This window comes from Tianweitania populi (genome assembly GCF_014652875.1).
Classification (GTDB): Bacteria; Pseudomonadota; Alphaproteobacteria; order Rhizobiales; family Rhizobiaceae; genus Tianweitania; species Tianweitania populi.
Genome location: NZ_BMZQ01000002.1, coordinates 1,167,732 through 1,193,504, shown reverse-complemented (window position 1 = coordinate 1,193,504; position 25,773 = coordinate 1,167,732). Strand labels below are relative to the sequence as shown.

Genomic DNA, 25,773 nt, shown 5'->3' with positions numbered 1-25,773 from the left:
CTCCGCCGTGCCGCTTAGGCTGCAGTACGGGGCAGATCGAAATGCAGCGCCATGCCGCGATGAGCGGCCGAGGCAACAATCAGATCCTCGATTTCCCGATCGCTGACCGACGAGGCCGGCAGAACGGATTTGATCGCTCGGGTCGCGTCGGCGGTTGAAATTGCCGACAGTTTGGAACGCCTGGACAAAAGGTACTGATCAACTACGTCTTGGATGCTTCTACTGGGCGGCGCCATGACGTCCTCCTCTTCACATCGCTTATTCCTGATACAGTCTCGTATGATGTTCATGCCCAAAGATTAACTCGGCAGGAACATTTCTAAACTGTTTGCAAATCGTTCTCGCTTCTGCCTTTCACGGCTCGCCGCGGGAACATCCGGTATGTAGCCCGGCATTCCGGCTTTTTCCGGACCGGACGATTATGATTTTGTGACTCCTGGCCGAAAAAGAGTCACCCCGCTCGAAAGGACTAGGCGCGAGTTTGGGGGTAAGGGATCTTTATGGGACATAACCGGAGAAACAGCCTGAATCAGGTGATCGCAATCAACTACCTGTTCATGGCTGCTCTGATAGGGGTCAGTTATGATGGCTGGCTTCAGGCGCAGCTCAACAGAGGAAGGTCATGTCGCCGCAGGATCCGCAACGTCTGGAGGTTGTTCGAGATCTCGCGGTCATGGACGACACGAGCAACCAGGAAGCCTACGACCGGATCGCCCGCATAGCGCAGGAAGTATTCGACGTACCAGTTGTTCTGATCACCTTCATGGATGGTCAGCGCCAATGGTTCAAATCGCATCTTGGCACCGACCGGCAGGAAAACACGCCTGACCAGTCCTTTTGCCGCGTGCCGATCGCCACGAAGAAGACCACCGTGGTGGAGAATGCGCTGGGCGACGACCGGTTCTGCGGTTTGCAGGATGTGATTGGCGGACCAGCGCTTCGCTTCTATGCCGGCGCGCCGCTCATGACGCATGACGGCTTTGCGATTGGCACCCTGTGCTTGTTCGACATCAAGCAGCGCAGCTTCACCCCCGATCAGATCCGCATGCTGGAAGATCTTGCTGCAGTTGTCATGATCCAGGTGAAGAGCGACCGCGCAATTGGCCGTGTCGATCCCCTCACCCGCTTGCCCAATCGCATTCAGTTCCTGCTTAGCCTGCAGGACATGGTGAGGGCTGACCCAAGCAGCAAATGTTGGATCGTGCTGGTCGACGTGATCGACAATCGCCACGCGGAAGACGTGATCGGCGCGCTCGGCATCGACTTTTACAACGAACAGGTCCGTCACGCAGCGGCCATTCTGAAGCGTCGTCTGACCAACCGCACCATTTATCATGTGGGCGGTGCTTACCTTGTCTTCATGCTGGAAGACCTCGACGACGAACCGCAGGCGTTGATCAACCAGCTTGACGACGATCTGCGTGAGCCGCTTGTCACCAGCCGTGGAACGCCGTCTGCGCTCAACCCTTGCTTTGGCTTGCGCCGAGCCGGCTTGATGGAAATGGCATCGCCCGATGTGCTACGTACGGTTCTGTCGGCTGCCCGCGAAGCGCGTTTGAGCGAGAGCCTATTCGCCACCTACAATGTCGATCAGGACACAGCGCAAAAGCGCATGTACAGCCTCTTGTCCGACCTGCCGGAAGCGCTTCGATCGCACAAGCAGCTTTACCTCGTTTACCAACCTAGGATCGATGTGGCCTCAGGCCGGTGTATTGCAGCCGAAGCTCTGCTGCGCTGGAACCATCCTCGCTGGGGTGCTGTGTCGCCCGCCGAACTCTTTCCCCTCGTGGACAAGACCGGCCTGATCCACGAAGTCACAGACTGGGTGATGCGCAATGTGATGCGCCAGATCGCGGCCTGGCAGGCTGCCGGCATCGACCTGTCCGTTTCCTTCAACATTTCATCGAAGAACCTGTTCGAGGACGATCTCGTGTCACGGCTGGCCGAAGTGCTGAACGCCACCGGAGTCGATCCGTCCCGGCTCGAAATCGAGGTGGTCGAGGACATGAACCTCGACAACAGCCACATCGCGTCCGAGCGGCTGAAAGAAATTCGAGAGCTTGGCGTGAGCGTGGCGATCGATGATTTCGGCAGCGGTTACAGCAACCTCGCTTACCTCCTGTCGCTGCCCGCGAGCTCGCTCAAGATCGACCGCTCGCTGGTGGCGCAGGCGCTAACCGATCCCAACGCAGCCGTGACGGTGCCGACCGTCATCAAGCTCGGCCACGATCTCGGCTACCACATGGTGGCCGAAGGCGTGGAGCGGCCGGAAACCTTCGAGCAGCTCAAGGCATGGGGCTGCGACGAAGTGCAGGGCTATCTGTTCGGGCGCCCGATGGAGCCGGTAGCCTTCGAAAGCTGGCTGACAACGTCCCATCAGCCCAGCCTCGCTTCGGCCTGATCCACCGCCTACCCTCAAGCGGCGGAAGCGGACTAGAGCATTTCCGGCGAAAGAAGAATCGCCAGCAATGCTCTATCTCTTTGTTTAGACGCAATTTCCGGACGCAAAACCGCTTCGCGCTTTTGCTGGAATTGCTCTAGCCGAGCACGCGGATCGTATGCAGCGCGATCATGCGCTCTTCATCGGTACGGATGATGCGCACCGTCACCGCGCTTTCCGGCGCGCTGATGATCGCCTCGCCGCGAATGTTGGCGGCCTCATCCAGAACAAGACCGGTCCAAGCCAGGCGCTGGCAGATCCGGGTGCGGATGCCGGCATTGTTTTCGCCGATGCCGGCGGTAAAAACGAGCCCGTCCAGCCCTTCCAGGCTCGACATCAACCCGCCTGCTTCGCGCGCCGCACGCCAGGCAAAAAGCTCGATCGCTTCCTCGGCTTCAACAGCATTGCTGGCCGCCAGCGCCCGCATGTCGCTGGAAATGCCGGACACGCCCAGCAGACCGGAGCGCTTGTAAAGCAGATCCTCGACCTCAGCCGCGCTCATGCCGAGCGCCGTCTGGAAGTGCAGGATGACGCCGGGATCGATCGCACCGGAGCGCGTGCCCATCATCAAGCCGTCCAGCGCCGTAAATCCCATCGTGGTGTCCACACTGCGCCCTTCACGGATGCCGCACAGGCTGGCGCCATTGCCGAGATGCGCGACGATCACCCGGCCCTCCGCCATGGCGGGATCGATCTCGCGCAAACGGCGGGCGATATATTCGTAAGACAGCCCGTGAAAGCCGTAGCGGCGGATGCCCTGCTCATGCAGCGCGCGCGGAATGGCAAAGCGCGTGGCGACCGCCGCGCGGTCGTGATGAAAGGCCGTGTCGAAGCAGGCGATCTGCGGCAGATCCGGCGCGATCGCGTTGACGGCGCGGATGCCGGCGAGGTTATGCGGCTGGTGCAGCGGCGCCAGCGAACACAGATCGTCCAGCGCGTGCAGCACCTCGGCATCGATCAAGCAGGGCGCGGCAAAGCGCGTGCCGCCATGCACCACGCGATGGCCGATCGCGATGACCTCGCGGTCGCCGAGATGATCGACGCCCCAGTCGAACAGTTCCTTGAGGAGCGCAGCATGGTCGAGCGACGTGTTGTTCTCCCAGTCGCGCCGGAGCAGCACCGTGCCGTCGGCATCGCGAGCCACCAGCTTGGGCGACAAGCCGATCTGCTCGATCTGCCCGCCGGCGGACAAGGTCGGCCGGTTGGTCTCATCCAGCGTGAACAAAGCGAACTTGATGCTGGACGAGCCGGCATTCAGGCTGACGACGGCGCGCGTCATGCCTTGTCCGTGGGCCGGAAGAAGGGACCGGGTGCAGCCTTGGTGGCCGCGCGCGCCATCAGGACGGCGACCGCGCAGGATGCCAGCCGGGTACGCAGCGAATCGGCGCGGCTGGTGAGGATGATCGGCACACGCGCGCCAAGCACGACGCCCGCCGCATCGGCGCTGCCAAGGAAGGTCAACTGCTTGGCCAGCATGTTGCCTGCCTCGATGTTGGGCACGACCAGGATTTCGGCACGGCCCGCCACCGGCGAGATGATGCCCTTTTCCGCCGCCGCCGCTTCGCTGACCGCGTTGTCGAAGGCGAGCGGTCCGTCGAGCAATCCGCCTTCGATCTGGCCGCGATCGGCCATCTTGCACAGGGCTGCCGCATCCAGCGTCGAGCGCATGGCAGGGTTCACGACCTCCACGGCCGACAGGATCGCGACCTTAGGCAACTCCATGCCGAGCACGCGGGCAAGGTCGATCGCGTTGCGGATGATGTCGGCTTTGACCGCCAGATCCGGCTCGATATTGATGGCCGCATCGGTGATGATCAGCGGCGTCGGATAGCCCACGACATCCATGATATAGGCGTGGCTGATGCGCCGCTCGGTACGCAAACCGGTGGCCGAGGGCACCACGGCGCCGAGCAGTTCGTCCGTATGCAGCGAGCCCTTCATCAACAGCCCGGCCTTGCCCGCGCGCACCAGTTCCACCGCCTTGGTTGCGGAATCGTGGCTGTGAAGCGCGTCCACCAGAGGAAAGTCGGACACGTCTCGCCCGGCTTCCTGCGCTGCGGCCTCGATGCGATCGCGCGGACCAACCAGGATCGGCAGGATCAGGCCTTCATCAACGGCTTCCACCGCGGCATTGATGGCGGCGGCGCTGCAAGGATGGGCGATCGCCGTCAACACCGGCTCGCCGCCACGCGTTGCTTCGATCAAACGGCGGAAACGATCATGCTCGCCAGGCTGGCCATAAAGCGCCTCATTGTCAAAATTCCGCATCCGTCCGCCAATTCTCTTCAAGAAGTCCGTCATCACAAAGGCTCCCGCCACCGCGCTTATGCAGCAGCAGCTTCACCTTCCAGGCAACCCTATAAAGGCGAAGGGCGGTGCAACGATGATGACAAATCGTCCGCATCATGGCTCAAGCGCCCGTTTTTCGCACAACGAGGCACCCTACGCATGAGGGACGAACGGGTACTTGCTAAGATCGGAAGGAAAAGTGGTGCGGGTGGTCGGAATCGAACCGACACTCCTTGCGGAACCGGATTTTGAGTCCGGCGCGTCTACCAGTTCCACCACACCCGCACGGTGCAGATTCCCGAGGCGACAAGCGGCTTGGGAAAGGCCGCGTTCCTATACGACGGCTTTTTGAGAAAAGCCAGATCATCCGGAGCCTGCAAGCACGAGAAAATCACCGACTCCTGCAAGCGGTGATGATTGTTGACGCGCTGTCCATGCGGCAGATCATTGCCGGGCTTGAACTTTGCGCCTAATCGGGTGCGAACGAGCAGGCGGCTGTGTCAGTCCGCCCAACAGGCAGGATGATCATGGCGCTGAACGATCCGGTTGGACATACCCAGAAGACGCTGTCCGTTGTGGGTCTTGTGGGCATGGCGGTGACGGTCGGCAGTGCCGTCGGCTTCCAGGTGATCGGGGGCTACATCCCCTGCAAGCTCTGCTACGAACAGCGCATCCCTTATTATATCGGCCTGCCGATCCTGGCGCTGGCCGTGATCCTCTCGTTCCGGCGCGGTCCGGCCCTGGTGACACGGCTGCTGATCCTTGCCGGCGCGCTGTTGATGATCTGGGCGCTGTATCTCGGCGTCTACCATTCCGGCGTGGAATGGGGATGGTGGGCCGGCCCGACCGATTGCGGCGTGGCCGTGGATGCGACATCCGGTACTTCGGGCGGCGTGCTCGATTCGCTGAATTCCGTGATCCCGCCATCCTGCGACAAGGCCGCCCTGCGGGTACTCGGCCTGTCCTTCGCCGGCTGGCAGGCTATCTGCGCTGCGATCCTGGCCATCATCATGCTGCGCGGCGCGTTTGCCCGCAGCCGCGCTTGAAGCCGGCTCAAGGCTCCAGTTCGACATCCCAGTAGAGGTAATCCATCCAGCTTTCGTGCAGATAGTTGGGTGGAAACAACCGGCCGTTGTTGTGAAGGTCGTGCACGGTTGGTGCGAACGGCTTTTGCTGCGGAAACATCTTGGCCTCCGCCGCCATCATGCCGCCCTTCCTCAAGTTGCACGGCGAACAGGCCGCGACGATGTTTTCCCAGGTCGTCGTGCCGCCACACCTGCGCGGAATGACGTGATCGAAGGTCAGATCGTCATGCGTGCCGCAATATTGGCACTGGAAGCGATCGCGCAGGAACACGTTGAAGCGCGTAAAGGCCGGATGGCGCGACGGCTTCACATAGCTCTTCAGGCACACCACGCTGGGCAGCCGCATCGAGAAGGATGGCGAGGAGACTTCGTGGTCATATTCGGCAACGATGTTCACGCGATCGAGGAACACCGCCTTGATCGCATCCTGCCAAGACCAGAGCGAGAGAGGGTAATAGCTCAGAGGCCGATAATCGGCATTGAGCACCAGCGCTGGCAACCCGTCTGGGGAAACCGCGATCGTCACTAACGCACCTCCCTTTGGGAAAAGCTGTCGATTGACCACGATAGTGTAAGCCCGATGTGACAGGGCTGTGAAGCGGGAAAAAACCGGGAAAAGCCGGAAAAATTCTGATGCTTTCGCCGGTTTTCCGGCGGGAACTTCCGGTTTTCACCCCAAAGGAAGCGCATCCCGCCGACGAATCACCGCGTAATAGGCCCAGAACAATCGCGCCGCGACGGAGCGATGGGGCGACCACGAGTCGGCTATTCTTGCGAGCGCCTTGGCGGATGGACGCGGCTCGATGTGCAGCGCCTGGCCGACCGCCGTTTGCAGCGCGACATCATGCGCGGGAAAGATGTCGGGATGGCCGGCGCAGAACATCAGATAAACTTCCGCCGTCCATGGACCGATGCCCGGCACGGCGGTCAGGTCCGCAATCGCCGCTTCCGCCGGGCGCTCCCGCATCGTTTCGAGCTGGAGGCGGCCGTCCACACAGGCCCGCGCCAGCGCGAGCAAGGTTCGCTGCTTGGCGCGCGACTGGCCGGCCTCGCGAAACACGCTTTCGGGTGCTGCCAGCAGGATTTCAGGCGTCAGCGGATCGACCAAAGACAGGAAGCGGGCAAAGATCGCATCGGCACTGGCGCGTGATACCTGCTGCGAGGTGATGATGCCGGCAAGGCTGGCAAAACCGGGTGGTACGAGCCGCAGCGGAATGTCGCCGGCCGCCGAGCGAACAGGCGCGAGACGCGGATCGGCAGCAACCAGGGCGTCCAGATCCTCGGTGACATGCTCCAGCGTTTCGATGTGGCGCATCAGCCAGCCTTTTCTTCTCGGGCAAGGCAGCTTAGCAATCGGCCATGCCGCCTGCCAGCCGCCCCACCTTCCGCTTTGCACCAAGCCCGACCGGACGGCTGCATCTCGGCCACGCCTTATCCGCGATCCTGAATGCAGAAGAGGCGCGGGAGGTTGCCGGACGCTTTCTGCTGCGCATTGAAAACACGGACCTCACCCGCTGCACGCCGGAGAATGAGGCCGGCATTTATGAGGATCTCCTTTGGCTCGGCTTGCGGTGGGAAGAGCCGGTGCGGCGGCAGTCCGAGCATTTTGCCGATTACGGACGCGCGTTGGAGCAGCTGAAGGCAATGGGGCTGATCTATCCGGCCTTTCTCAGCCGCGGTGAGGTTCGGCGGATGATTGCGGAGGCCGAGGCAGCAGGTGAGCCGTGGCCACGCGATCCCGATGGGGTTCCGCTTTATCCGGGCGATGAGCGGCGAATGCCGGAGGCAGAACGGCAGGCGCGCATGAACACTGGTGAGCCGTTCGCCTGGCGCCTCGACATGCAGGCAGCGAGGGAGCGGATTGGCCGCGCTTTGTCGTGGACGGACACGGGCAACGGTCCCGACGGCGAAACCGGGCAAGTTGCGGCTGATCCCGCCGCGTGGGGCGATGTGGTGCTAGCGCGAAAGGAGTTTCCGGCGAGCTACACGCTGGCCGTGGTGGTGGACGATGCTCTGCAGGGCATCACCCATGTCGTGCGCGGGCGCGACCTGTTCCATGCCACCGCCGTGCACCGCTTGTTGCAGGTGCTGCTCGAACTGCCCGAACCGACCTACCATCATCACCGACTGGTGCTGGATGACGAGGGCCGCAAGCTGTCAAAAAGCGCCGGCAGTCCATCGCTTGCCGATCTGCGCGCGGCTGGTGTCACGCCACACGATATCAGGACGATGCTCGGCCTTTAACGCAGGTCGAGCAGGCGCTCGTCTTTTAGCGAAGATCGAGCAGGCGCTCGAGGTAGTCGCGTTCGAGCTGCGGGCTGAGCGCATTGCCGAGCCGGCGGCGGATTTCGTCGAGGATCTGGCGCGCGCGCTGGGCGTCGATGACATCCGGTACCTCGACCGAATTGCCGAAGTCCGGCCCGGTGGTGGCACGCGGACGGCCCAACGGATCGCGATCGGCACTGCGCTGACGCCCGCCCGGCTGTCCCTGGCCGTCTTGCCCGCCCTCACCCTGCTGCGCTTGCTGCATCTGCTGCATCATGTCCTGCGCACCGCGACGCAGCGCTTCCAGCGCACTGCCTTGTTCGCCAGTGGCGCGCTCGCCGTCGGATTGACCCAACGCGCCTTCCGCACGGCCCATGGCTTCGCCGGCCTGGCCAAACCCTTCGCCGGGCTGCATGCCCATGCCGCGAAGGCTTTCCTGCAGCTGCTGCAACTCCTGTTGCAACTGCGCCTGACCTTCCTGTAGCTGTTGCAAGGCGTCCGCATAATCCTGCGGCGACATCGGCTGGCCCTGGCCACCTTGGCCACCCTGCCCGCGCTGACCACCTTGACCCTGTTGACCGCGCTGGCCTTGCTGACCGCGTTGGCCCTCCTGGCCTTCCTGACCCTGCTGACCTTGTTGCCCGCGCTGCATCTGGTCGAGACGGAAGGTCTCGTTCATCATTTCCTGCTGGCGGCGCATGATCTCGCCGAGCTTGTCCATCTGCTGGCGCATCGCGTTCTGCTGCTGCCCGCCCTGCTGTTGCTGACCGGGACGGCCGGCCTGCAGATTGTTCATCATCTGCTCGAGCTGCGACAGCATCTGCTGTGCGGCATCTTTCTGGCCGGATTTCGCGAGATCCTCGATCTGGTCCATCATGCGGTCGAGATCGCGCTGGCTGAGCGCCTGCATGTCGGACGGCATGGTCGCGTTCGGATTGGGCTGCGCGCGCTGGGCGAATTCCTTGAGGAACTCGTTCATGGCTTCGCGCAGCTCTGCCATGCGCTGCTCGATTTCCTCGTCGCTGGCGCCCTTTTCCAGCGCATCCTTCAAGGCCTGCTGCGCCTGCTTCAAGCGCTTCTCAGCTGAAGACAGCGCGCCGTCCTCGATGGTGAGCGCCATGTCCCAGAGATAATCGACGACATCACGCAGCTGGTCGTCATCCCTAGCCATCTGCAAGCGCGTGCGGGCCGACATGATGCCGAGATAGTTCGACAGAACTTCGAACGTGTCTTCCGGCCGCAGCGTGATCGCGTCCATCAATTCCAGAACGGCCGGGCGATTGGCGGCGTCCATGGCGAGGATGCGGCGCTGCTCGATCAAAGCGCGCGCGATCGGATTGGTGAAGCGGCGCTCGGGCAGGCGCATCGGCTTCGGCTCCGAGAAGCCTTCCTGGTTGGCGCCGTCGACGGCTTTGAGCGTGACATCGACCTCCGTGCCGGCCCAGGGATGCTGGGTCAGATCCCTAACGGTCTTGCGCGCCTTGTCGCCACGGCGCGGCAGGGACAGCGGCATTTCCGGCGCGCCATAAAGCGAATGCGCAGTCTTTGCCGGCGGTTCGGCAGGCGCGATGACGGCCTGCGCGGACGCGATGCCGTAATCATCCTCAAGCTCGTAGGAAAGCTCCAGACTGCCATTGGCAGCCTGCTTCGGTTCTTCCGAGAAGCGGATCACCGGCGGATTGTCTGGCGTGACCGCGAATTGCCAGCGGCCGAGATCGTCGCCGCTTTGGCTTAAAACAAGTTCGCCTTCCGTCACCAGCTTGGCGATGAACTGGAGTGTGCCCACCGTTTCGGGCGGAGTAGCAGGGGCTGGCGCAGAGGCAGCGTCAGGTGCAGCCTTGGCTTCGCCGCCGGGCTCGATCGTGCGGGTCTTGCCGTCGACATCGGTGTAGATCAGCGCTTCTTCGCCGCTGCCGCCTGTGACGCGCACGGAAACCTGGCTGCCGGCCGGCACCGTGAAGGCGGTTTGCGTGCGGTTGGCATCGGCGGTCAGGAAGATCGGCGCCTTGCCGGTATAAGCGGGCGGCGTGACCCAGGCATCGATGCGCGGCGGTACGGGCTCGGCGCCGGGTCGGCTTTGGAACGCATCAAACAGCTGCCCGCCATAAGGGCCGGCCGAAAAGGCGAAAGCGATGACCAGCAGAAGCGCGACCACAGCGCGAAGGCCCCAGGGGTCGCGCTCGGGCACACGCGTGTTCGGCAGATCGCCTGACAAGGTGCCGAGCTGTGCCGCCATGCGCCGCTGATGCTCGCGCCACAGCGCATTGGCGAAGGGATCGTCAGAGCCGGTCAGCTGGTCGGTCTGGGTGCGCACGGGCGCATGCAGAAGCTGGTTCGACGCCTCGATGCGACGGTCGATCTCAGCGCGGGTCGGCTGGCGGAAGAAGCGCAGCGGATAAAGCGCGACCAATGCAGCCACGACAAAAGCCACCAGCGCGCCGATCCGCACGAGATCCGGCACCATGCGGAACAGGCCGAACCAGGACAGCGCCAAAAACAGGCCGACAACGAGCAGGATCGGCAGAACAAGCGGCCAGAGGCGCTCCACCACCATCGTGGCAGCCGTCAGCCCACGCCGACGCCTAAGCTGCGGCATGGCCCTGTCCGAACCTTGCTTAAGGGGTGTCGACGCCATCAGTCCTTCCGGCGGCCACCTGAGAAGAGGATCGGCCGCGTGTCCCGATCACGATAGCAGCATATGCGGCGAAGGCGAGGCGAAGCCGGCGCCACGCACCAATATGTGACTGATGGCTGGCTCAGGACCCCAGCCACTCCGGCACGCGATCGAGGCCGATGAGATCCTCATAAGTCGGGCGTTCGCGGATTACCGCGAACTGGTCGCCGGACACCAGCACTTCCGGCACGAGGAGCCGCGTGTTGTAGGTGCCGGCCTGCACCGCGCCGTAAGCGCCGGCGGTGCCGACGGCGATCAGATCGCCGGGCTCCATCACCGGAAGATCGCGGTCCTGCCCCAGATAATCGCCGGTTTCGCAAACGGGTCCGACAATGTCGGCCTTGATGCGCCGCGCATCGGGTTCGGCTTCACGCACCGGGCGAATGTCGTGGAAGGCGTCGTAGAGCGTCGGGCGGATCAGGTCATTCATCGCCGCATCGACGATCAGGAAGTTCTTCGCCTCGCCTTCCTTGCGGTAGATGACGGAAGACACGAGGATGCCGGCATTGCCGACGATCAGGCGGCCCGGCTCGAAGATGACCTTGAGGCCGAGCGGCTTCACATGCTTGTGCACGATGGCAGCATAGGCATCCGGCAGCGGCGGCGGTTCGTTGTCGCGGCGATAAGGGATGCCGAGGCCGCCGCCGAGATCGACATGGTTTATCTGATGACCGTCGGCGCGCAGCTGTTCCACCAGTTCGGCCAGCACGCGGAAGGCGTCGTCGAACGGTTCCAGATCGATGATCTGGCTGCCGATATGCATGTCGATGCCGGCGATCAGGAGACCCGGCAGCTCGGCCGCGCGGGCATAGACCTCGCGCGCACGCTGGCGCGGAATGCCGAACTTATTCTCGGCCTTGCCGGTCGAAATCTTCTTATGCGTGCGCGCATCGACATCTGGATTGATACGCAAGGACACGCGGGCGGTTTTAGCCGCCGCAACGGCGCGCTGCGACAGCAGCTCCAGTTCCGGCTCGGACTCCACGTTGAAGCAGTGGATGCCGGCCTGCAGCGCAAAATCCATTTCAGCAGCCGTCTTGCCGACGCCGGAAAACACGATCTTCTCAGCCGGAATACCGGCCGCAAGCGCTCGGCGCAGCTCACCTTCCGACACGACATCGGCACCCGCACCCAGCCGTGCCAAGGTCGCGATCACCGCCTGGTTGGAGTTTGCCTTCATGGCGTAACAAACGAGCGCGTCGAGATCGCGGAAGGCCTCGGCGAAAACGCGGTAATGCCGCTCCAGCGTGGCGGTGGAATAGCAATAGAACGGCGTGCCGACCGCTTGCGCGATCTCGGCGACGGCGACGTCTTCGGCGAACAGCGCGCCGTCGCGATAATCGAAGTGATTCACGGGGAACGCTGCCGGGTCAGATCAGGCCATCGAGGATGAAGCGGCGCTCCGGCGCCGGAGCCGCAGCCGGTGCGGCCGGCTGGTTGATGCCGATGCCGGCGCCCTCGCGTTTCGTGTCGTTGGCAGCCTGGCTCGGCGTTTGCAGCTCGGCCGGCCTGCGGCCGCAGGCGCTGGTCGCCAAAACGGCAGCCAAGGCGGCGAAAACGAGAATGCGGGAACCAGTCATCGTGCGATCCTTGCAAGGTGGCCAAGGCTTGGGCCTTTGGCAATGCACCGGGAATGGCGGCTTTGGCAAGCCGCCATCATTCAACCCTGCGCCAGCCGCTCTTTCCAGTAAGCGATCTGCTTGCGCACCTGGTCGGGCGCGGTGCCGCCGTAGGAGGTGCGGCTTCCAACCGAGTTCTCGACCGACAGGACGTCGAAGATCGCATCGGTGATGCCGGCATGGATAGACTGGAGGTCGGCCAGCGCCAGTTCTTCCAGCCCGATCTTCTTGGCTTCAGCCAAGGCAACGGCACGGCCCGTCACATGGTGGGCTTCGCGGAACGGCAGGTTCAGCGTGCGCACGAGCCAGTCCGCCAGATCGGTAGCGGTGGAATAGCCGGAGCCGGCCGCACGAGCCATGGCTTCAGTTTGCACCGTCATGTCCGAGACCATGCCGGTCATGGCGGCAACCATCAGATCGAGCGTTTCGGCCGCGTCGAACACGGCTTCCTTGTCTTCTTGCATGTCCTTGGAATAAGCGAGCGGCAGGCCTTTCATGACGGTGAGCAGCGCGATCAGATGGCCATTGATGCGGCCGGTCTTGGCGCGGGTCAGCTCGGCCGCATCCGGGTTCTTCTTCTGCGGCATGATCGAGGAGCCGGTGGAAAAAGCGTCGGACAGGCGGATGAAACCGAATTGCGGCGTCGACCAGATCACGATCTCTTCCGCCAGACGCGACAGATGCGTGGCGCAGATCGCGGAAAGCGACAGGAATTCCAGTGCGTAATCGCGATCGGACACGGAGTCGATGGAATTGCGGGTCGGTTCGCGGAAGCCGAGCGCCTGCGCGGTACTGTGACGGTCGATCGGAAAGCCGGTGCCGGCAAGCGCTGCGGCCCCCAGCGGCGATTCGTCGAGGCGCGCGGACGCATCGCGGACACGGCTGAGATCGCGGCCGAACATTTCGACATAGGCCATGCAATGATGGCCGAACGTGACGGGCTGGGCGGTTTGCAGATGGGTGAAGCCGGGCATGACGGTTGCGGCATGTTCCTCGGCGCGATTGAGGAAGGCGGCGATCAGCTTGGTCAGCGCATGGTCGACGCGGGCAAGCTCATCCTTGACCCACAGGCGGAAATCGACGGCGACCTGATCGTTGCGCGAGCGGGCGGTGTGGAGACGGCCCGCAGCGGGGCCGACCAGCGTTGCCAGCCGCGATTCCACATTCATGTGGATGTCTTCAAGCTGACGCGAGAACTGGAAGGAGCCGGTCTCGATCTCGCGCTGGATGGTGCGCAGACCCTCGGCGATGGCAACCTGGTCCTCGGCCGTGATGATGCCTTGCGCGGCCAGCATCTCGCTATGGGCGATCGAGCCGCGGATGTCCTGAGCATAAAGCTTCTGGTCGAAGCCGATCGAGGCGTTGATGGCCTCCATGATCGCGGCAGGGCCCGAGGCAAAACGTCCGCCCCACATCTCGTTACTGGTCTTTTCGTCGCTCATCGTGGTAACGCGGCCTCGGAGACAGGTCATGACTGAGCGCACCAAACTCTTTCCGGCAAAGCGCTGGATCGCGATTGCCGCGCTGGCTGGCGCCATTGCGGGTGCCGTTGCCGTATACGTGAGCGGCGGGGAAACTGGCAAGTTCGCAACGGCCAGCGGTTCAAGCGACGATCGCGTTTGTGCCGCCAAGGCGGACAAGGCCAAGCGCGTCGGCGATGCCGCGAAGGGCGAAGTCGCGGCCATGCTGCCGGCCGATCCGCCGCAATCCCTGGCCTCGCTCGCCTTCAACGATCCTGCCGGAAAGCCGATGACGCTGGCTGACCTGAAGAACAAGACCGTGCTCCTCAACCTGTGGGCAACCTGGTGCGCGCCTTGCCGCCAGGAAATGCCGGCGCTCGACGCTTTGCAGAAGGAAGTCGGCGACGACGGGTTCGAGGTCGTGGCTGTCAACATCGACACAGGCGACGACACCAAGCCGAAGGCGTTCTTGGCCGATACCGGCGTCACAGCCCTCGCCCATTATCGCGATGCGTCGCTCGGCATCTTCAACGAGCTGAAATCACGCGCGCTGGCGCTGGGCCTGCCCGTCACCTTGTTGATCGACAAGGACGGCTGCCTGCTGACCCACATGAACGGGCCGGCGGAATGGAACAGCGCCGATGCGCGCGCGCTGATTGCGGAAGCCCGCAAGGACTAGAGCAATTCCAGCAAAAGTGCGGAGCGGTTTTGCGTCCGGAAATTGCGTCTAAACAGAGAGTTAGAGCATTCTCGGCGATTCTTCTTTCGCCGGAAATGCTCTAACCCTTACATCCAGACAGCAAAAAACCCGCCGAATCGCTCCGACGGGTTTCCTTGTTGTGCTCAGCAAATCGCGTAGGCGATTAGAAGCGGTAGGACACCTTGGCCTGGATGGTGTGGAAGTCGAAGTCGTCATCCGCACCACGCAGCGTCGTGCCGCCGGGATTGCTGCCGGCTGCACCGGTAGCGCCGCCGAACGGACCGTTGACGAGATTGGCTTCGAAGTCGTTGTCGCCGAGATTGGTGTACAGATATTCGAGGCCGAACGAGATGTTCTGCGTCAGCTTGGTTTCAACACCGGCGCCGACCACATAGCCGAAATCGCTGTCCTGACCGCCCGACGTGGTGAAGGCTGCGGCCGAACCTGGCTGCGAATAGCGGAAGTCGACTTCGCCATAAGCCACGCCGCCCGTGCCGTAGATCAGCAGGTTGTCGTTGACGGCGTAGCCGAGGCGGCCGCGCAGCGTTGCCATCCAGTCGAGATCACGCTCGATCGTGTAGGTGGCAGGCGTGCGCGAGAATGCGTTCTGCTCGTCGCCGAGGTCGGTGTAGGTGATGTCGCCGATCACGCCGAAGACGAGGTTGTTGACCTGCCAGTCGTAACCGATATGCGCGCCGCCGACGAAACCGTCATCGAAGTCGCCGCTGGCGGCAAAGCTCGAACCCGGTGCTGCACCGGCCGGCGTGAAGGCGGTGACGAGGCCTGGGAATGCGAAAGGATCAATGGCGATCTGGTCGGTGTCGCCGAAACCGTAGCCACCCTGCACACCCACATACAGGCCGCTCCAGCCCTTGGCGGCAGGAACTTCCACAACCGTCGGTGCCGGCGGCTCTTCCATGACAACGTCGGCCGCGAAAGCCGGTGCTGCAATCATTGTCACCGAAGTGAGCAGTAGAAACTTTTTCATCACGGGTAATCCCCCAATCCAATCGCGTGTTGCTGAGCAATTGAACAACTAGAGGAGAGCGCTTTTAGTTTCTCATCACAAACGCGTTTCCTTGGCATCACAGAACAGTTGCAGATGAGTGATGCCGTAAAGACACAATTTGAGCACTTAGTGATCGCTTCCCTAATTTAGATTTTTCTAACGCGTTGGAACCGGCGTTTCGCCGCGATAATCATAGAAGCCGCGGCCGACCTTCCGGCCGAGCCAGCCGGCTTCGACATATTTCACCAGCAGCGGGCATGGCCGGTATTTGGAATCCGACAAACCGTCATGCAGCACCTGCATGATCGACAGGCAGGTGTCCAAACCGATGAAGTCCGCCAGTTGCAGTGGGCCCATCGGGTGGTTGGCGCCGAGCTTCATGGCGGTGTCGATCGCTTCCACCGAGCCGACGCCTTCATAAAGCGTGTAGATCGCCTCGTTGATCATCGGCAAAAGGATGCGGTTGACGATGAAGGCCGGAAAATCTTCGGCCGTCGTCACCGTCTTGTCGAGCTTCGACACGAAATCGCGCGCGGCCTCGAAGGTCGCGTCTTCGGTCGCGATACCGCGCACCAGCTCCACCAGCTTCATGGCCGGAACCGGGTTCATAAAGTGAATGCCGATAAAGCGTTCCGGGCGGTCTGTTTGTGCCGCCAGCCGGGTGATCGAGATCGACGAGGTGTTGGAGGCGACGATCGCGGTCGGATTCAAGACCGGGCAAAGCTGCGCGAAGATCTTGCGCTTGACCGTCTCGTCTTCCGTTGCCGCCTCTATCACCAGATCGGCGGCGGCGAGATCATCCATGGCATGGGCCGGCGCGATCTGGCTGATGGCTGCATGGCGTTCCGCCTCGTTCAGCTTGCCGGACGACACGGAGCGAGCCAGATTGCCGCTGATCGTCGCCAGACCGGCCTGGATCCGGTCGGCCGAGACGTCGTAGAGCCGCACCTTGTAGCCGGCGATGGCGGCAACCTGTGCGATGCCGCTTCCCATCTGCCCGGCGCCAATCACGCCTACGGTTTCGATTGCCATTGCGTAACACCCCGCCGCACGCGGCTTTTGCGCCGCTTGAAAGATAAAAAAGGCGGGATCGAGGGGATCCCGCCTTCATCACTTTGCCCAATCTCTTGGACGAAAGTCAAAGCGCCTTTTCAAGTTCCGGCAGGATCGTGAAGAGATCGCCGACCAGGCCGTAATCGGCGACCTGGAAAATCGGCGCTTCCTCGTCCTTGTTGATGGCGACGATGACCTTCGAGTCCTTCATGCCGGCGAGATGCTGGATCGCACCGGAAATGCCGCAGGCGATGTAAAGTTCGGGAGCCACGACCTTGCCGGTCTGACCGACCTGCCAGTCGTTCGGGGCGTAGCCGGCATCGACGGCCGCACGCGATGCGCCGATGGCGGCACCAAGCTTATCGGCAACCGGCAGGATGACTTCCTCGAACTTCTCGGAAGAACCGAGCGCACGACCACCCGAGATGATGATCTTGGCCGAAGTCAGCTCCGGACGATCGCTTTCCGACAGGCGGTTTTCCACGAAGGTGGACAGACCGGGATTGGCGGCAGCCGATGCGTTTTCAACGGAAGCCGAACCACCCTCTTCGGCCGCCGTGAAGGACGCGGTACGAACCGTGATGACCTTCTTTTGATCGGTCGACTGCACGGTCTGGATCGCGTTGCCGGCATAGATCGGACGCTTGAACGTGTCGGCGGAGACGACTTCGATGATCTCGGAGATCTGCATAACGTCGAGCAGGGCGGCGACGCGCGGCAGCACGTTCTTGCCGGTCGAGGTCGCAGGCGCGACGATCGTGTCGTAGGTGTCGGCGAGCGAAACCACCAGGGCGGCGAGCGGCTCAGCCAAGCGCTGTTCCAGGTCGTCACCTTCGGCAAGAAGGACCTTGCGCACGCCCTGCAGCTTGGCAGCGGCATCGGCCACGCCCTGCGCGCCCTTGCCGGCCACCAGCACGTCGACATCGGAGCCGATCTGAGTGGCGGCGGTCAGTGCCTTGGCAGTCTGGTCCGACAGCGAAGCATTGTCATGTTCGGCGATGAGGAGAATAGCCATGATAACTTTCCTTTCTTCCGAACTCAGAGCACGCCGGCGGATTTAAGCGACGAAACCAATTCCGCCACGTCCTTGACCTTGACGCCAGCCTTGCGGCCGCCGGGCTCTTCGGTCTTCAACACGGTGAGGCGCTGCTTCACTTCGACGCCGAGATCGGCGGCCGACTTTTCGTCGAGCGGCTTCTTCTTGGCCTTCATGATGTTGGGCAGCGAGGCGTAACGCGGCTGGTTCAAGCGCAGGTCGGTTGTGATGATCGCCGGCAGCTTGACGGTGATGACCTGCAAACCGCCATCCACTTCGCGCGTGACTTTGGCGTTTTCGCCTTCGATCTCGAGCTTGGATGCGAAGGTTCCCTGGCTCCAGCCGAGCAGTGCCGACAGCATCTGGCCGGTCTGGTTGGCGTCGTCGTCGATCGCCTGCTTGCCGAGGATCACGAGGCCGGGCTGTTCGGCATCGACAACGCCCTTCAAGAGCTTGGCGACGGTGAGCGGCTCGGCGGCTTCTTCCACCTTGATCAGGATGGCACGATCGGCGCCCATGGCGAGCGCCGTGCGGAGCGTTTCCTGCGCCTGCTGCGGTCCGACCGAAACGACGATGATCTCTTCGGCCTTGCCGGCTTCCTTCAGGCGGATCGCTTCTTCAACCGCGATCTCGTCGAACGGGTTCATCGACATTTTGACATTGGCGAGTTCGACGCCCGATCCGTCGGACTTGACGCGGATCTTGACGTTGTAATCGACTACCCGCTTAACCGGGACCAGAACTTTCATCGTCAACTACCTCTATCGTTGAGAATTGCGCGTTCGGTAACAGGCGCTGGCTTTTATCGCTAGCTGAATGCCGACATGCGCGCCAAAAGACGCGGCAAGGCGTAATCAGCAGGGCTCCGCCCGTCAATCCCTAACCGCTGTTTGAACAACTCCCGGGCAACGATGAGGACGCCGTCAGCGGACAAGGCCTGGGTCAGCGATTTTGCCCGGGCACCCACAAGACATCGCTTTCGCCATTGTCGTTCAAGGCGCGCGCGGCGACAAACAGGAAGTCGGACGCGCGGTTGGCATAGCGGATCGCCTCCGGGCTTACCTGCTCTTCGGCGTCAGCCGCCAGCTGGACAATGATGCGTTCAGCCCGCCGCGTTACCGTGCGGGCAAGGTGGAGCGCGGCAGATGCCGGCGAACCGCCCGGCAGGACGAAGCTCTTCAAGGGCTTGATCACGGCATTCAACTGGTCGATGTCGGCTTCCACCCGCGCCACCTGCGCTGGCGTGATCCGCAGCGGCTCATAGCCAAGGTCTTTTCCGGTTTCCGGCGTGGCGAGATCGGCGCCGAGATCGAAGAAGTCGTTCTGCATGCGCATGAGCATCGCATCGATCAAAGGCAGCTCGCTCGTATGAAGCCGCGCCATGCCGATGCAGCAATTGGCTTCATCCACCGTGCCATAGGCTTCGACGCGCAGATCGTATTTCAGGCGGCGCGGACCGGCGGCCAGCCCTGTCGTGCCGTCATCGCCGGTGCGGGTGTAGATCTTGTTGATCTTGACCATCTGTCTGCCTGTTCAGTCTGCTGACACGAGAGGTCAGGAACCACCGCGTTGCGAGAACCAGTAAGCGGTCATGATGAGGACCAGCGCGACAAACTGGAGGCCGACGCGCGCCTGCATCAGCTTGTTCGACGTATTGCCCGAACCGCCGCGCATCATCACCACCAGCCCGCGCAGAAGCACGGCAACAACGGCAACCATCACCAGAACGGCGAGCATGTTGAAAACAATGGCCATGATGATCTCTTTTGACTGATGGTGTTGGAACGTGCGTGCTGCGGTTATCTGCAACTTTGCTCTATATAGGCACGTGCTTTATGGGAATCACGTATCGTGGCTAGGCCGCGGCCAACTGGAGCCGTTATTCGCGCGATGATCAAGCGGTGATCGATGTTTGAATTCTCGCCCGTCGCGGCCCGGCCAAGGAAGCCCGGACGACCCAAGCGGATCGCGAATGCGACGCGCCGGATCGTGCTGGACGCCTATAATCATTTCGATTCCGACGATGGCTGGTCAATGGCGAGCCACTTGGCGCTGTCCGCGATCCTCGCTTTGTTTCCCTTCCTGATCTTTGCCGCAACCCTTGCAAGCTTTCTCGGCGCCAGCGCTTTTTCCGATACGGCCATCCATCTGATCTTCGATGCCTGGCCGGAAGCCATCGCGGCACCCATTTCGCAGGAAGTCACGAATGTGCTGACCGTGCAGCGCGGCGACTTTCTGACGGTGTCCGTCATCGCGGCCATGTATTTTGCATCCAACGGCGTGGAGGCCCTGCGGGTTTCGCTCAACCGCGCTTACCGGGTTAGCGAAAACCGGTCCTTCATCTTTCGCCGCCTGCAAAGCTTTCTGTTCGTGCTGATCGCCACGATCGGTATCGTCGTCATTTCGGTGCTGCTGGTGGTCGCGCCGCTGGTGGCGGCCTTCGCGGAGCGCAATGTGGACTGGATCGAGCCGAACTATGTCGGCACGCTGAACCTATGGCGCTACATCATTGCCGGCTGCGTCATCATCCTCAGCCTGATGGCGATCCATTTCTGGCTGCCGGCCGGAAAGCGCCGCTTCCTCCATATCATTCCCGGCATCGCCTTTACGCTGGCGGCCTGGTTTGTGGGTTCAACCGTATTCGGCGCGTATCTCAGCCGCTTCTCGACCTATGCCACCACCTATGCCGGGCTGGCTTCGATCATGGTGGCGATCGTTTTTCTTTATATCCTGTCGGCGATCTTCATTCTGGGCGGTGAACTCAACACCTCCATCCGCCGCTACCGCGAAGCGCGCCGCAGAGTGGAACCCTGACGCGTTGCGAGCGCCACGCCTGCTCCCACCAGAACCATGCCGGCGAGTTGCACGAGTTCAAGCTGCTCGCCAAACAGAACGAAGGCCATCAGCGCGGTCACGGATGGCACGAGGTAGAACAGGGACGAGACCTTCGACACCGCGCCGTTCTTGATCATCGCCATCAGCAGAAAGATCGCGCCGAGCGACAGGCCGAAGACCAGCCAGAGCAGGGACAGAACAAGGCTCGGGTTCCAGGTTAATCGACCCTCTTCCAGAAGCATAGCCGGTATGAGCATCACCACCGTTGCCCCCAGATATTGCCACAGCGTGCCGGCAAGGAGATCGGCCTGACCGACGAAGCGCTTCTGCCACAGCGTGCCGGCGCTGATGCCGAGCAGAGCCAGAACACAGCCCGCGATCGTCATCGGCGTCACGCCCGGATCGGTGAAGCCGAGCTTGGGCAGGAGCACCAGCACGGTTCCGACCAGGCCCAACGCGATGCCCATCCATTGCCTCCAGGTGACGGTTTCGCGCAGGATCAGCGCTGCAAAGATCGCCACCAGCACCGGCTGAAGGCTGACAATCGCCGCCGTCAATCCCGCCGGAAATCCTTCATGGATCACCCAGAACACGAAGCCGAGATAAACGCCGTGCAGCAGGGCGCCGGCGATTGCCGCATGCATGGCGATGCGCGCCGGCAGACGGGGCTTGCGCAGGATCAGCAGGGCGCAAAGCAGAATAACGAAAGACAGCCCGAAGCGGATCGCCAGAAAGCCGAGCGGCTCGGCATAGGGCATCGCGTAACGAGCGCCGATAAAGCCGGTCGACCACAGCACCACGAACAGCGCCGGCATGAAACGGAAAAGCGAAGCGGGCATGGATGAACAGCCGGTAGGAGGGATTGGCTGTTTACCCAATCCTGCTCCTTTCGGATAGGCGCTGGCCCAAAGCTCGCCCGCGCTTGGTGCGCCTCGGACTGTTGGCCTCAGCTCGGCGGCACGGGCGGCGTAGCGATCTCCTTGCGGCCGAACTGCGAGCGCTCGAAGCCGAGGATCACGAACAGGGCAAGCACAAAGGGAATGAGGAGGTAGAACAGACGGAACACCAGCAGCGCTGCCAGCACATCCTCCTGCCGCATCTCCGGTAAAGCGGTGATGAAGACGAGTTCCAATACGCCGATGCCGCCCGGTGCATGGGAAATCAGCGCGGCGGAGAAGGACACGAGAAACACGCCGAGCACGATCCAGTAGCCTGGATTACCTTCGGCCGGCAGCGCGAAATAGATGATCGCGGCCGCAGCCAGGATCTCGATCGGCGCCATCAGAAGCTGCTGCGACACAACCGGCAAACGGGGATAATGCAGCTCGAACGTGCCGATGCGCAGCGGCCGCAAACCAAGCCAAGAAAAGATCACGTAAAGCGCCACGAGCCCGAGCAGGACCCAGCCCATCGCGGCGGAAGCCTCCACCGGCAGAAGGCCGACGAAGCGTTCGGTGATCGCCGGATGGGTGACCAGCACCAGCCCGAACAAAAGCATGACGCCGAGCACGAAGGTGAAGGACGAGAAGGCGACCAGAATGCCGATCTCGCGCGCGCTCAACCCCTTCGAGCCATAGGCACGGTAGCGCACGACGGCGCCTGAAAACACCGAGGCGCCGATATTGTGCGACAGGGCATAGGTCGTGAAGGAGCAAAGCGCGATAAAGGTGAAGGAGATGCCCTTGCGCCCGAGATGCAGCAGCGCGACGCGGTCGTAACCTGCAAGACCGATATAAGCGACAAGGGTCGACAGGCCTGCCAGGATCCAGCGATGCAGCGGAATGGCCGCGAAGCTTTCCATCAGCTCGTCGAGGGAAAGACCACGCAGTTCCTGGACCAGCAGCCAGATCGAAAACAAGACAGCGACGATGCCGACAACCGGCCAGATAAATTTCGAAAGCTTCATACCAGTTCGATCAGCCTTCCATCCTCCGCGAATACAGCCACCCATGCTGCGCCTGCGTGATGGACCCTGACACAGAATGGGTCAAGAAACGATGGTTTGAAGGAAGCGATTGATCGCTTCAGGCCTGCCGAGCGGATAACCATTTCTTGACTGTGGTTTCTTCCTCGTCGAGCCCCTCCACCGGCTTGCGCCAGGAGCGGCGAGCCTCCCGAAGTTCGGCTTCCAGCGTGCCGTCAGACCAGCCTTCGATCACGCGGGGATGGATATAGGACCGGCGGCAAACCGCGCGCGTATTGCCGAGACGGACTGCCACCTTGTCGATGGCGCCGTTAAGCGCAACCTTGGTGGCGCGCTGCGTTTCCGGCAAAGGCGTTTCCTTGAAGATGGAAGCCGCGCTGATGGTGCCGCCCCAGGTCCGAAAATTGCGCGCCGAAAATTCGCCGCCGGTATGTTCGCGAATATAGGCGTTGACCTCGTCGGAACGGATGGCATGCCGCCCGCCTTCGTCATCGAGATACTGGAACAGCGATTGTCCCGGCAGATCCTGCGTGGCGCGAATGAGCTTTGCCATGCGGCGATCGACCAGGCCGAGATTCCATTCCTTGCCAGACTTGCCGCGAAAGGCGAAACGAAGCTTGGAGCCTTCGATCTTCACATGGCGATCGCGCAAGGTGGTCAAGCCAAAGCTCTTGTTGTCGCGGGCATAGGCCGGGTTGCCGACGCGGATCATCGTGTTGTCGAGCAGCCAGACAATGGAGGCCACGACGCGCTCGAAGGGCAGGCCGTTGCGGCGCAGATCGCTTTCCACCTGCATGCGCAAGGCCGGCAGAGCATCGGCAAAATTGCTGAGGTTGGAATATTTCTCTTCGCCGCGATGCTCAGACCATTTGGCATGGTAGCGATATTGCTTGCGGCCCTTCGCATCGCGCCCGGTGGCCTGGATGTGGCCGGCAGGATTGGGCGAGATCCAGACATTTTCCCAGGCAGGCGGGATTGCCAGCATGCGGATGCGGTCGCGCGTCTCCATATCCGTGATCTTCTTGCCGTCGTGGTCACGATAACCAAAGCCGGTGCCGGCACGGATGCGTGTGATGCCGGGACCTTCGTCGGTCTGGTAAACCAGGCCAGGGATCTTCGGCACTTCAACGATGGCTTCTAGCTTATCGCCCGTGGTTTCACTTGTCCCGGGAACGCTGTTCGTCTCGTCGATCGGGTCTAGTTTTTCGGTTGGGTCCAGCACGCGCTTACTCCGGCACAGCCCTGTGGCGGCCAGAGGTAACTCAAACAAAACAGTGCTTGTTCCTGGGAGCGCGGAAAGTGATCGCTGGCTCCTGACACTGCGCTAACTCGCGTACCAGATTCACTACCGCGATAGTGCGTCGCGGACCTTGTTGCGGATATCGGCGAGCGTGAAGGGCTTTGACACGACATCGATGACGATGCTGTCCAGCTCGGCTGCCCGCTCGCGCTGCTCGGCATAGCCGGTCATCAGGAGAATGCGCAAACCGGGAAAGGCGTTCGCGGCCTGCTTCGCCATTTCGATGCCGTCCATGACAGGCATGCGAATATCCGACAGAACGAGGTCGAACTGGCCATGCGCAGCCATGATCGCCGCCAGCCCGTCTTCGCCGTCGGCCGCCGTTTCCACCGTGTGCCCGGACGCAGTCAGAGCGCGCGCGGTAAACATGCGCACCGATTCGTCGTCTTCAACAATCAGAAGCTTCCCCATGACGGGGAACCTAGCCGCCAATGCTTGACGTTCGCTGAACGCGCCCATTGAGGGCGATGGAGCTGTTGCTGGCGCCTCAGCCTTGCGGCGCCAGACGGGTCAAGGCTGCGTTCAGCTCGCTCATGTCGTGGAGAACGACATCGGCGCCAAGGCTTTCCAGAGGTTCGCGCGAATAGCCGCCTTCGATCAGCACCAGCTTCATGCCGGCAGCATGAGCCGAACGCGCATCGGCCGGGCTGTCGCCGACAAACACGGCATCCGCCGCTTCAACGCCGAGCTTGGACAAGGCCAGGAACAGCATGTCGGGCGCGGGCTTATGCGGCACGCCGGAATCGCCGCCGACGATCACCGGGAAATAACGCGTGAGATCGAAATGACCGAGGATTTCGGCAATGGCAAAATCCGGCTTGTTGGTGACAAGCGCCATGGCGATGCCCTGCTGATGAAGGGCTGCCAGCGCATCCGCCGTACCGGGCATCAGCTGCGTGAGCTTGGTGAGGTTCGCGGCATAAAGCGGCACCATCTGACCGTACTTGTCATCAAGTTCTGCCTCGTTCAGCGGACGACCGGCGGCCGCAAAGGCGCGGTCCACCAGCTTGCGGGTGCCCTCCCCGATCATCGCCTTGACGTCGTCTAGCGAGACCGGGCCAAGGCCGTCGCGCGCAAGCAGCATGTTGGTGGCGGCGTGGATATCGAGAGCGGAATCGATCAGCGTGCCGTCGAAATCGAACAGCACCGCTTTGGGCCAGGACGTCATGCGATCTCCGAATGTGCGCCGTCCGCTGCCTGGCGGATGGCTAGAATATTGCGGCGGTAGGTTTCGATGCCGCCGGGCTGGAACACGGCCGATCCCGCAACCAGAACTTGCGCGCCGGCCCCTGCAACCAGCGGTGCGGTCTTGGGCGTGACTCCGCCGTCGATGGAAATCTGAATCGGTCGATCGGCGATCATCGTCTTGACCCGCCGCACCTTCTCCACCACCGATGGGATGAAGGCCTGGCCGCCGAAACCGGGATTGACGGTCATCAAGAGAACGAGGTCGAGCCGGTCGAGCACATATTCGATGACGCTTTCAGGCGTCGAAGGGTTGAGCGCCACGCCGGCCTTTTTGCCCAGCGCCTTGATCGCCTGAAGCGAGCGGTCGAGATGCGGACCGGCTTCGGCATGAACGGTGACCGCGTCGCAGCCGGCATCGGCGAAGGCTTCAAGATAGGTGTCGGTCGGCGCGATCATCAGATGACAGTCGAAGAACGCCTTGGTGTGCTTGCGTATCGCCTTGATAACCGGCGGGCCGAAGGTGATGTTCGGCACGAAATGCCCGTCCATCACGTCGAGATGGATCCAGTCGGCGCCCGCTTCCACCACAGCTTCGACTTCTTCACCCAGCCGCGCGAAGTCCGCGGACAGAACCGAGGGGGCGATGATCGTCGGATGCGGCATGAGATAAGCTCCGGGCAGATGCAGGGCCGGGGCTAGTCGCCTAAGCGCGCCGCGTCAAGCGCAGGGCATTGGCGCAGGCGAGGATGACCGCACCCTTCCGTTTAAGACATGGAAGAACAACGGCAAAGCATCCCCGACTCGCATCAATAAAAGCATACGATAACCACGTTACTCTACTTCAGATAGCAATCTATGCATTCTTACAAAACTGCCGATTGAATTAACACGTACTT

General features: G+C 62.2%; 26 protein-coding genes and 1 tRNA gene. 5 read left to right on the top strand and 22 right to left on the bottom strand.

The genetic code is table 11. The annotated features are described in order from the left end of the window. Positions 1 to 14 precede the first annotated feature (14 nt). A complete protein-coding gene (locus tag IE166_RS15080; RefSeq protein ID WP_189505251.1) occupies positions 15 to 236 on the bottom strand; it encodes a hypothetical protein in 222 nt (73 codons plus the stop codon). Positions 237 to 622: 386 nt separating this feature from the next. Between IE166_RS15080 and IE166_RS15075 the strand changes: the two genes are divergently transcribed. Further along, positions 623 to 2,401 carry a sensor domain-containing phosphodiesterase gene (locus IE166_RS15075; RefSeq protein ID WP_189505249.1) on the top strand — a complete coding sequence of 593 codons (1,779 nt, stop codon included), beginning with the start codon at positions 623 to 625 and terminating at the stop codon, positions 2,399 to 2,401. Positions 2,402 to 2,537: 136 nt separating this feature from the next. On the opposite strand, the gene IE166_RS15070 is transcribed toward IE166_RS15075, so the two are convergent. The 3 genes from IE166_RS15070 to IE166_RS15060 form a co-directional block, all read right to left on the bottom strand. Then, positions 2,538 to 3,719 carry an acetate/propionate family kinase gene (locus IE166_RS15070; RefSeq protein ID WP_189505248.1) on the bottom strand — a complete coding sequence of 394 codons (1,182 nt, stop codon included), beginning with the start codon at positions 3,717 to 3,719 and terminating at the stop codon, positions 2,538 to 2,540. Further along, on the bottom strand, positions 3,716 to 4,708 hold the full coding sequence (locus IE166_RS15065; protein WP_189506039.1) for a bifunctional enoyl-CoA hydratase/phosphate acetyltransferase: 993 nt from the start codon (positions 4,706 to 4,708) through the stop codon (positions 3,716 to 3,718). Before IE166_RS15065 ends, IE166_RS15070 begins: the two co-directional genes overlap by 4 nt. A gap of 221 nt (positions 4,709 to 4,929) precedes the next feature. Next, positions 4,930 to 5,014: transfer RNA gene (locus IE166_RS15060), tRNA-Leu, on the bottom strand. A gap of 236 nt (positions 5,015 to 5,250) precedes the next feature. Between IE166_RS15060 and IE166_RS15055 the strand changes: the two genes are divergently transcribed. Beyond that, positions 5,251 to 5,775: a disulfide bond formation protein B gene (locus IE166_RS15055; protein WP_385966212.1), complete on the top strand. Its 525-nt coding sequence runs from the start codon at positions 5,251 to 5,253 to the stop codon at positions 5,773 to 5,775. Between the two features lie 7 nt (positions 5,776 to 5,782). Here the strand turns inward: IE166_RS15055 and IE166_RS15050 are convergent, their stop codons facing one another. Both IE166_RS15050 and IE166_RS15045 read right to left on the bottom strand, forming a co-directional pair. Next, the gene (locus IE166_RS15050; RefSeq protein WP_189505244.1) at positions 5,783 to 6,340 is read right to left on the bottom strand and encodes an HNH endonuclease; all 558 of its coding nucleotides are present in this window, start codon (positions 6,338 to 6,340) and stop codon (positions 5,783 to 5,785) included. Between the two features lie 144 nt (positions 6,341 to 6,484). Further along, positions 6,485 to 7,129, bottom strand: coding sequence for a DNA-3-methyladenine glycosylase family protein (locus tag IE166_RS15045; protein ID WP_189505242.1), 645 nt, complete (start codon positions 7,127 to 7,129; stop codon positions 6,485 to 6,487). A gap of 44 nt (positions 7,130 to 7,173) precedes the next feature. Here IE166_RS15045 and gluQRS point away from each other — a divergent pair, with 44 nt between their 5' ends. Next, positions 7,174 to 8,058 carry a tRNA glutamyl-Q(34) synthetase GluQRS gene (gluQRS, locus tag IE166_RS15040; protein WP_189505240.1) on the top strand — a complete coding sequence of 295 codons (885 nt, stop codon included), beginning with the start codon at positions 7,174 to 7,176 and terminating at the stop codon, positions 8,056 to 8,058. A gap of 25 nt (positions 8,059 to 8,083) precedes the next feature. On the opposite strand, the gene IE166_RS15035 is transcribed toward gluQRS, so the two are convergent. The 4 genes from IE166_RS15035 to argH form a co-directional block, all read right to left on the bottom strand. Continuing rightward, on the bottom strand, positions 8,084 to 10,675 hold the full coding sequence (locus IE166_RS15035) for a TIGR02302 family protein (protein ID WP_244641483.1): 2,592 nt from the start codon (positions 10,673 to 10,675) through the stop codon (positions 8,084 to 8,086). 160 nt (positions 10,676 to 10,835) lie between these two features. Further along, positions 10,836 to 12,107: a diaminopimelate decarboxylase gene (lysA, locus tag IE166_RS15030; protein WP_189505236.1), complete on the bottom strand. Its 1,272-nt coding sequence runs from the start codon at positions 12,105 to 12,107 to the stop codon at positions 10,836 to 10,838. Positions 12,108 to 12,123: 16 nt separating this feature from the next. Beyond that, positions 12,124 to 12,333 (bottom strand): hypothetical protein, encoded by a 210-nt coding sequence (locus IE166_RS15025; protein ID WP_189505233.1) that lies wholly within the window; start codon positions 12,331 to 12,333, stop codon positions 12,124 to 12,126. 80 nt (positions 12,334 to 12,413) lie between these two features. After that, on the bottom strand, positions 12,414 to 13,814 hold the full coding sequence (gene argH, locus IE166_RS15020; protein WP_189506037.1) for an argininosuccinate lyase: 1,401 nt from the start codon (positions 13,812 to 13,814) through the stop codon (positions 12,414 to 12,416). Positions 13,815 to 13,842: 28 nt separating this feature from the next. Here argH and tlpA point away from each other — a divergent pair, with 28 nt between their 5' ends. After that, positions 13,843 to 14,511, top strand: a complete 669-nt coding sequence (gene tlpA / locus IE166_RS15015) for a thiol:disulfide interchange protein TlpA (RefSeq protein WP_189505232.1) — start codon at positions 13,843 to 13,845, stop codon at positions 14,509 to 14,511. Between the two features lie 184 nt (positions 14,512 to 14,695). On the opposite strand, the gene IE166_RS15010 is transcribed toward tlpA, so the two are convergent. The 6 genes from IE166_RS15010 to IE166_RS14985 form a co-directional block, all read right to left on the bottom strand. After that, on the bottom strand, positions 14,696 to 15,520 hold the full coding sequence (locus tag IE166_RS15010; protein WP_189505230.1) for an outer membrane protein: 825 nt from the start codon (positions 15,518 to 15,520) through the stop codon (positions 14,696 to 14,698). A 177-nt stretch (positions 15,521 to 15,697) separates the two neighbouring features. Further along, positions 15,698 to 16,573 carry a 3-hydroxybutyryl-CoA dehydrogenase gene (locus tag IE166_RS15005; protein ID WP_189505228.1) on the bottom strand — a complete coding sequence of 292 codons (876 nt, stop codon included), beginning with the start codon at positions 16,571 to 16,573 and terminating at the stop codon, positions 15,698 to 15,700. Positions 16,574 to 16,679: 106 nt separating this feature from the next. Further along, positions 16,680 to 17,609 carry an electron transfer flavoprotein subunit alpha/FixB family protein gene (locus IE166_RS15000; protein ID WP_189505226.1) on the bottom strand — a complete coding sequence of 310 codons (930 nt, stop codon included), beginning with the start codon at positions 17,607 to 17,609 and terminating at the stop codon, positions 16,680 to 16,682. 23 nt (positions 17,610 to 17,632) lie between these two features. Then, entirely contained in the window at positions 17,633 to 18,379 is a 747-nt protein-coding gene (locus tag IE166_RS14995; protein WP_189505223.1) for an electron transfer flavoprotein subunit beta/FixA family protein, read from the bottom strand. Positions 18,380 to 18,572: 193 nt separating this feature from the next. Beyond that, complete coding sequence (locus tag IE166_RS14990) at positions 18,573 to 19,151, bottom strand: cob(I)yrinic acid a,c-diamide adenosyltransferase (protein ID WP_189505221.1); 579 nt, start codon at positions 19,149 to 19,151, stop codon at positions 18,573 to 18,575. A 33-nt stretch (positions 19,152 to 19,184) separates the two neighbouring features. Next, complete coding sequence (locus tag IE166_RS14985) at positions 19,185 to 19,385, bottom strand: twin transmembrane helix small protein (protein ID WP_189505219.1); 201 nt, start codon at positions 19,383 to 19,385, stop codon at positions 19,185 to 19,187. Between the two features lie 153 nt (positions 19,386 to 19,538). On the opposite strand from IE166_RS14985, the gene IE166_RS14980 reads away from it, so the two are divergent. Beyond that, the gene (locus IE166_RS14980) at positions 19,539 to 20,444 is read left to right on the top strand and encodes a YihY/virulence factor BrkB family protein (RefSeq protein WP_189505217.1); all 906 of its coding nucleotides are present in this window, start codon (positions 19,539 to 19,541) and stop codon (positions 20,442 to 20,444) included. On the opposite strand, the gene IE166_RS14975 is transcribed toward IE166_RS14980, so the two are convergent. From IE166_RS14975 to rpe, 6 genes are all read right to left on the bottom strand, one after another. Further along, entirely contained in the window at positions 20,411 to 21,304 is an 894-nt protein-coding gene (locus IE166_RS14975; protein ID WP_189505215.1) for a DMT family transporter, read from the bottom strand. The genes IE166_RS14980 and IE166_RS14975 overlap by 34 nt on opposite strands. A 107-nt stretch (positions 21,305 to 21,411) precedes the next feature. After that, a complete protein-coding gene (locus tag IE166_RS14970; protein WP_189505213.1) occupies positions 21,412 to 22,371 on the bottom strand; it encodes a lysylphosphatidylglycerol synthase domain-containing protein in 960 nt (319 codons plus the stop codon). 118 nt (positions 22,372 to 22,489) lie between these two features. Then, positions 22,490 to 23,611: a DNA topoisomerase IB gene (locus IE166_RS14965; protein ID WP_308430525.1), complete on the bottom strand. Its 1,122-nt coding sequence runs from the start codon at positions 23,609 to 23,611 to the stop codon at positions 22,490 to 22,492. Positions 23,612 to 23,734: 123 nt separating this feature from the next. Then, on the bottom strand, positions 23,735 to 24,100 hold the full coding sequence (locus IE166_RS14960) for a response regulator (RefSeq protein WP_189505211.1): 366 nt from the start codon (positions 24,098 to 24,100) through the stop codon (positions 23,735 to 23,737). 76 nt (positions 24,101 to 24,176) lie between these two features. Further along, positions 24,177 to 24,857: a phosphoglycolate phosphatase gene (gph, locus tag IE166_RS14955; protein ID WP_189505209.1), complete on the bottom strand. Its 681-nt coding sequence runs from the start codon at positions 24,855 to 24,857 to the stop codon at positions 24,177 to 24,179. After that, positions 24,854 to 25,540 (bottom strand): ribulose-phosphate 3-epimerase, encoded by a 687-nt coding sequence (rpe, locus tag IE166_RS14950; protein ID WP_189505199.1) that lies wholly within the window; start codon positions 25,538 to 25,540, stop codon positions 24,854 to 24,856. The genes gph and rpe overlap by 4 nt, the downstream gene beginning before the upstream one ends. Positions 25,541 to 25,773: the final 233 nt, after the last annotated feature.